The sequence below is a fragment of the Arthrobacter sp. 10L430 genome (assembly GCF_056395245.1).
In genome coordinates this window covers 77,489-83,990 of the sequence record NZ_JBFTJD010000020.1, presented here as the reverse complement: position 1 = coordinate 83,990, position 6,502 = coordinate 77,489, and the positions used below count along the sequence as shown (strand labels likewise).

Genomic DNA, 6,502 nt, shown 5'->3' with positions numbered 1-6,502 from the left:
GTGATAGCCCTGCGTTCACTCATCGAAAGCTCCATGGCTCACAATGCCGACGCGGCAGACACCACCCCGGCGGACACGCCGCTACGCGGGCATTCTCAAATGATTCTTCGAATACCGCTACGCGGGCATCTTCGATGAGTCAACGCGGCCGGTAGACATCCCTGGTGAACGGTGCGACCATGGCCGAACACCGCAGCCACACGGAGGCGTCCGCTCGCAAGCGAGGCTGGAGCAACCAATGACAGGATCCGATCTCGATCTGCTCGTGGAGCAATATCATCGAGCCCTTGATGCGTTCGTCAGGGGAGACCCCGCGCCGAACAAACAGCTGTTTTCCAGGCTGGATGATGTCACGCTCGCCAATCCGCTCGGGCCGCCCGCACGGGGCTGGAGCCAGGTCGAAAACACCATGGAGCGGGCGTCATCCCAGCTCGCGGAGGGCGAGCCCACCCGATTCGAGCGAATCTCCGGGCATACTGGGACCGACTTGGCCTACATCCTCGAGATCGAACGAACGCGTGCGAAGGTGGGCGGAGCCGCCGAGCCGTCGCCGATATCACTTCGGGTGACGACGATCTTCCGATTGGAAGAGGGACAATGGAAGATTCTCCACCGCCATGCCGATCCAATAACTTCCCCGAAGCCGATCGAGTCCATCGTACAGACGTAGATTGTCTGGGGAGCAGGACGAGATTCGGGGTAGCATCCGGACAGGTTCGACACAACACAGAGCGGCCGCACCCATGGTTCGGGCCGGCACGAGGAGGCAGTGAATGATCACGGCAACCATGGTGGTAGCAACGGTCCCGGTCACGGACCTCGAGCGTGCGAAGAAGTTCTATGGCGATACCCTCGGCCTCACATTCCTGTGGGAGACCGCCGTCGCCGTCCGGTACCGCTGCGGGACCGCCAGCGAGATTTCCGTGTTCAGGCGTCCGCCCGTCACGGCGGAGCATACGCTTGCCCACTTCGAAGTGGACGATATCGAGGCCGTGATCCAGGACCTGGTTGCCAAGGGTGTCGAGTTCCTGGACTACGCTGAAGGGCCGCTTGCCACAACCGGCCACATCGCCCAGCTCGGTCCCGCCCGCGGTGCATGGTTCCGCGATCCCGACGGCAACACCTTAGGGCTCCGCCAAGGATAGGACCAGTGATAGGGGGCGAGGCCCGCGGGCACTTTCCCGTCCGGCCCGGTTCGCCGAGCGAAGGTCCCGGCTAGGCCCAGGTGTCGGCGCAGCGGCAATGCGGTCCACGAAGTCCAGGACCGCCGGATGGGCGGGGTTGATGAGACGGCCGCCGGGGACCAGCACCGTCCGGGTAAAGGGTAACGCGCCCGACAGCCGGGCGTTCACCAACCTGCAGGCCTCCGGCGAATCCTCGGCGGACAGGATGAGAGTGGGCCGTCGGATCCCGGCCAATGCGTCCTCGTCCAGCTCCAGTGCGTCCTCACTCAGGTCCATGCCGTGGCCATTGATCTCAGCCAGGACGGCGTGGCCGGTTCCCGCGACCGTCTGTTTGAGCTCATCCGGGAGCGACTCCCACGCCGCATCGCCAAGCGCCTCCCGGAACACCGTCTCCGCGAGCAGTCCGGGCTGACCGGCCGATCGCTCCAGCACCCTGAGCCGAAGGCCGCGTGCCCACGCCTCAGCATCCGGATCGATGCTGCCTCGCCCTGCTCCTCGTAGTAGAGATCCACGCCGTTGACGCTGAGTCTGGGCATACCACCAGCGTAGGTCGCGGCCGCATCCCGTGGAAGGCCGCCCTATCCGGCCCGCGCGGACGGCAGGAACCGGCGGTTCCTGATCCGTGATTCGCCGAATTCGACCGCCAGCGGTGCAATTTCCCAAGAGCCGCCGCGCCGGGTCCGTGGGCGGCCCACGGCAATATGGGGTGTCCAACGGGGGTACCTGAAGCCAAGGGCGCGTGAGCCAAGGATAAAGTCATCAACATTGTCCACGAGCAGCTCGTCCAGCAGTTCGTGCAGTGCCTGCACGAGGGAGACCTGATAGTCACGTACCGTCTCGGGCACGTCCACCTCAAGTCCACACACGCTGCCGCCGCCGAGCACGATCAGCTGTTCGGCGCTTCCGGAGAAGCCCCCCAGGGTCGGTAGCCCCTGCAACCAGTCAACCGTCCGTCGGCTGGCGTCCGCGGAACTGGTGACGTCTTTTGTCCACTCCGCGACGTCCAGGGAAAAGTCCTCCAGGACACCGAGGTGAAGCAGGGTCAGGTGCAGACCCTGCTGCCTCCGCAGCCCCTCGACGTAGCTGCCCAGTTGCTCATAGTCGGAGGGGCCGGAGCCGATGCTGAGAACCGGGACCTCCACCGTGATACGCGGGACTGTATGCATCCGGGCCCCCTGGTGTCCGTGCTGGCCTGTCTCTCGGCGCAATTATCCTCTGCTTTCATGCGCCTGTGGAGGGGCTGCCTGACGTGTTCACCCCCCCGAATTGGGGGACCCTGAGAGGGGGGCGCCCCAAGGAAACTCCAAGGTTTTTCCAAGCTCACGGATCAAGCATTAGCCCGAGTGGAACTGCCGGATCAACACAGTGAGGATGTGCCATGAGCAATCTACGGAAACTGGGGGCGGTCGGAAGCCTCGGGCTGCTGATGTCGGGCAGCCTGATCTTCGGTTCAGCACACGCCGCTGTTGCGGCCACCTGCCGCCCGGGAACGGCTGCCCCCACCAGCACATCGTCGGGCAAGATATTGACTGCCACCACCTTCGAGGGCAACACCCTGTCCCCGTTCATCGCCACGAGGTCGGGCAATGGATCGGTGAGTGTTGCCAGCCCGAAGGCCCACTCCGGAACGTGTTCGGCCAGACTCCGCGCGACCGCGGATATCGGATCTGTGGCCAACATCGGCTTCCCGCTGCCCTCGGGAACCAAGAGGGCCAGCGCAGACGCGTGGGTCAACATCACCACGGCCGGCCTTCGGGGGAACAACGTGCCCTATGTGCGGTTTTTCTCCGGGGCTACGCGGATCGCGGATGTGTTCCGCGACAACGGCACCGGACAGCTGTGGCTGAGGGTCACGAGTCCCAACGGGACGTTTTCGTACACGAATCTCAAGCCCTCAATCGTCCCGCTGAACACATGGCACCGCGTCCAGATGCAGGTCAGGACGAACGGCGCCAAGTCCTCGATCCAGATTCTGTTTGACGGCGCCTCCGTGTTTTCCAAGAACGTGAGTTTCGGTGCCACTGGCCTGAGCAAGGTTCAATTCGGAGCCGAGCATCCCCGCCAGATGGGAGACAGCTACATCGATGACGTCGTCGTCAGGCGGTAGTCCTGCCCGCCAGGGATGCTAGCGGGAGACGGGTTCCTTGGCGTCGAGCAACATGAGTTCGCTGCGGCGCGGGAAGCCTTCCCAGTCTCCGGGCACAAGGCAGGCAAAGGCGCCGGTTGCTGCTGCGGTTTGAAGCCTGTCCTCGGGGCCGCGGTCTCCGATGAGTTCGGCCAGGTAGCCGGCGACGAATGCATCGCCGGCGCCGACGGTGTCCACCACCGCGACGGTGACTGCCGCCTGTCGGTACACTCGGCCGTTGATCAGCGCCAGGGCTCCTTCCGCACCGAGTTTGATGACAGCCTGGCTGGGCCCGAGGGCGGCTATCCGCCGGGCCAGTTCCTCCGGCTCGGCGGCGCCGACCGCTATCGCTGCTTCGTCGTCTCCTGCGAAGACGATGTCTGCGAGCGGGATGATGTCCCGAAAGACGCTGCCGGCACCTTCGGGTGACCAAAGGTTGCCGCGGAAGTTGAGGTCAAAGGACACCTGCACGCCCGCGGCGCGTGCCGCCAAGATGGCGTATCTGAGGGTTGCTTCGGCTTGCCCGGAAAGGGCCGGCGTGATTCCGCTGACATGCAGCAGGCTGGCCTCGGAAATAAGCTCTGCGTCGATGTCCTCGGGCGTGATCCGGGATCCGGCGCTGCCGACGCGGTAGTAAGTTACGCGCTGTGTGGCGGGGGTTCGGCGTTCCTTGATCATCAGGCCCGTAGGGGCGGAAGGATCGACGGCGACGCGGACGTCGACGCCTTCCGCGCGGATTTCGCGCTCAACGAGCTGGCCGAGCGAGTCCGCCCCCACGCGTCCGCACCACACACTCTGTACGCCGAGGCGTTGAAGACCGATCGCCACGTTGGATTCAGAGCCTCCGATGCCCAGGCTCATGGTTGACGCGTGGGCCAGCGGGCCGACCTGCTCGGCGCGCATCAGGGCCATCGTTTCGCCGAAGGTGAGCACGTACGGTGCCGGGATGGCGCTCATGGGTTCACACCCATCAGCTCTGCGGTCTGCGCGACGAGGTCACGCACGCGCCGCGCCCTAGCTGTGAGCTCCTTGAGGTCCCCTCCCTGGAAGGCGTCTCCGAGGAGGGGGCCGCCGAGGCTGACGGCGAGGGCTCCTGCCTTGATCCACCCCGGAACGTCCTCGATATTCACGCCGCCGGAGGGAATCACCTGGATATCGGGGAATGGCCCGCGCAGTTGGGAGACGTAGCCGGCGCCTACCGTGGAGGCAGGGAAGACCTTGACGGCGGTGGCGCCCAGCTTCCAGCCGGCCTGCAGTTCCGTCGGAGTCAGGCCTCCGGGATACACGGGGACACCGCGTCGGACGCATGCTGCGATGACATCGGGATCGGTGACTGGCGTGACGATGTAGGCGGCGCCCAGGTCGAGGGCCGTTTCTGCGTCCGTTTCTTCGGTCACTGTCCCCACACCGATCTCCAACCTTTCGCCGAAACGCTCCTGAAGGCGGGGAAGTTCAGCCCATACTCCCGGGGTGCTCAGCGTCAGCTCGATGCTGAGGACGCCGCCACGCTGCAGCGCCTCGATGACAGGGGCGTAATCGGAGGCGTGACGGGCCCGCAGTACGGCCACCACACGGGTGTCGCTGAGGATGGTGGACGGGGCCGGGCGGGTGAGGATGCCTTGATCGTCGGGGCGCTGCATGGGAATTCCTTTTGCTGTGGTCGGCTGACTTTTGCAGTGGCGGGCTGAAGGCCTGCCCGACGGCGGCTGGTGCCGCCGTCGGGATTTGCCGTGGTGCTACTTGGCGGTCCGGGTGACGGCTAAGTCAGCCACGACGGCGGTCGCCGGGGCGGCGAGGCCGTCACGGCCGGCGTCGTTGGGGTCCGTCAGGTCGCGGTTGAGGGTCTCGGGGGAGAGCCTGGTGGCAATAAAGCTGACCGCCATGACCAGGGACATGTAGATGGCCACCGGAACCCATGAGTTGCTGAAGACCGCGAGGAGGCCGGCGCAGACCATGGGGGCGATGCCGCCGCCGATGATCGACGAGAACTCACGACCCAGCGTGACGCCTGCGTAGCGGTAGCGGCTGCCGAAGATCTCCGGGAAGTAGCTCATGTGCACGCCCACCACTCCCTGGCAGGCCAGCATGAAGCCGATGATCATCACCAGCATGATCGCGACCGGCGAGCCGGTGGTGAGAAGCATAAAGGCCGGGGCCGGGAAGAGGATGAGCGCCCCGGTGATGATGGAAACCACGCGGCGGCGCCCGATCTTGTCGGAAAGCATGCCGAAGGCCACGGCGGCGCAGCCTCCGCAGAGTGACCCGATGAGGAGGACCTGTGGGATGAATTTGGGATCCGTTCCCACCACGGTGATCAGGTAGGACGCCATGAAGACCTGGATCGTGTACGACTGGGTGCTGACGCCGAAGTTCATGAGAATGACGCGCAGGACGTTCGCCTTGCCGTTCTTCATGACCTCCTTGAGTGGTGCGGGCGGTTCTGTCTGCTGCTGCTTGATTTCCTTGAAGACAGGGGATTCGTCCAGCTTGCGCCGGATGACGAGGGCTGCGATGGTCACGAAGATGCTCGAAAGGAAGACGAGACGCCATCCCCACGTCATCATGTCGTTGGGGGCCAGCGCCTGGGCTGCGATCCAGACAAGGGCGCCCAACGCTGTGCCGGCGGCAGCGCCGACCATGATGAGGGAGGCGAGCTTTCCACGGGTTCCCGCTGTTGCTGATTCGGTCAGCAGTGTGGCACCGCCGGACTGCTCCGCGCCTGCCCCGAAGCCTTGGGCTGCGCGGCAGACGCACAGCAGGATGGGTGCGAGGATGCCAACCTGCTCGAAGGTCGGCAGAAGGCCGATCACCAGGGTTGCTCCGCCCATCAGCAGCAGGGTGACCACAAGAATCCATTTGCGGCCCAGCCGGTCTCCGAAGTGGGAGAAGAAGATCCCGCCGAGCGGCCGGAACAGGAAGCCGACGGCGAACGTGCTGAAGCTGGCGAGCAGGGCGGCCGCGGGCGAAATGTTCGGGAAGAACAGCTTGCTGAAGACCAGCGCTGAGGCCGTGCCGTAGATGACGAAGTCGTAGAGCTCAAGGGTGGTGCCGATCAGGCCTGCCAGAGCCGCCTTGCGCACCTTCCTCTGATCGATTGCAGAGGGTTGGGGATTTCCTGTGGTCATTTCCATACTCCTTTGAATGGATGTCCTGCGGTGATCGAGCCTGGCGAGATCCGGTTTCTTGGTTTCGA

General features: G+C 64.8%; 8 protein-coding genes. 3 read left to right on the top strand and 5 right to left on the bottom strand.

Translation table 11 applies throughout. The features are described from left to right. The first annotated feature begins 238 nt into the window (after window positions 1-238). Entirely contained in the window at window positions 239-670 is a 432-nt protein-coding gene (locus AC1DDG_RS16340; RefSeq protein ID WP_476876847.1) for a YybH family protein, read from the top strand. A 103-nt stretch (window positions 671-773) separates the two neighbouring features. Then, window positions 774-1,145, top strand: coding sequence for a VOC family protein (locus tag AC1DDG_RS16335; protein ID WP_476876846.1), 372 nt, complete (start codon window positions 774-776; stop codon window positions 1,143-1,145). Here the strand turns inward: AC1DDG_RS16335 and AC1DDG_RS16330 are convergent. Together AC1DDG_RS16330 and AC1DDG_RS16325 are read right to left on the bottom strand one after the other, a co-directional pair. Continuing rightward, on the bottom strand, window positions 1,125-1,616 hold the full coding sequence (locus tag AC1DDG_RS16330) for a hypothetical protein (protein ID WP_476876845.1): 492 nt from the start codon (window positions 1,614-1,616) through the stop codon (window positions 1,125-1,127). The genes AC1DDG_RS16335 and AC1DDG_RS16330 overlap by 21 nt on opposite strands. A gap of 146 nt (window positions 1,617-1,762) precedes the next feature. Beyond that, the gene (locus tag AC1DDG_RS16325) at window positions 1,763-2,350 is read right to left on the bottom strand and encodes a hypothetical protein (RefSeq protein ID WP_476876844.1); all 588 of its coding nucleotides are present in this window, start codon (window positions 2,348-2,350) and stop codon (window positions 1,763-1,765) included. Window positions 2,351-2,562: 212 nt separating this feature from the next. Here AC1DDG_RS16325 and AC1DDG_RS16320 point away from each other — a divergent pair, with 212 nt between their 5' ends. Beyond that, window positions 2,563-3,291, top strand: a complete 729-nt coding sequence (locus AC1DDG_RS16320) for a hypothetical protein (protein ID WP_476876843.1) — start codon at window positions 2,563-2,565, stop codon at window positions 3,289-3,291. An 18-nt stretch (window positions 3,292-3,309) separates the two neighbouring features. Here the strand turns inward: AC1DDG_RS16320 and AC1DDG_RS16315 are convergent, their stop codons facing one another. The 3 genes from AC1DDG_RS16315 to AC1DDG_RS16305 form a co-directional block, all read right to left on the bottom strand. Next, on the bottom strand, window positions 3,310-4,266 hold the full coding sequence (locus tag AC1DDG_RS16315) for a sugar kinase (RefSeq protein WP_476876842.1): 957 nt from the start codon (window positions 4,264-4,266) through the stop codon (window positions 3,310-3,312). Further along, window positions 4,263-4,949 (bottom strand): bifunctional 4-hydroxy-2-oxoglutarate aldolase/2-dehydro-3-deoxy-phosphogluconate aldolase, encoded by a 687-nt coding sequence (locus tag AC1DDG_RS16310; protein WP_476876841.1) that lies wholly within the window; start codon window positions 4,947-4,949, stop codon window positions 4,263-4,265. Before AC1DDG_RS16310 ends, AC1DDG_RS16315 begins: the two co-directional genes overlap by 4 nt. Window positions 4,950-5,045: 96 nt before the next feature. Beyond that, entirely contained in the window at window positions 5,046-6,434 is a 1,389-nt protein-coding gene (locus AC1DDG_RS16305; RefSeq protein ID WP_230117256.1) for an MFS transporter, read from the bottom strand. Between the last annotated feature and the right edge of the window lie 68 nt (window positions 6,435-6,502).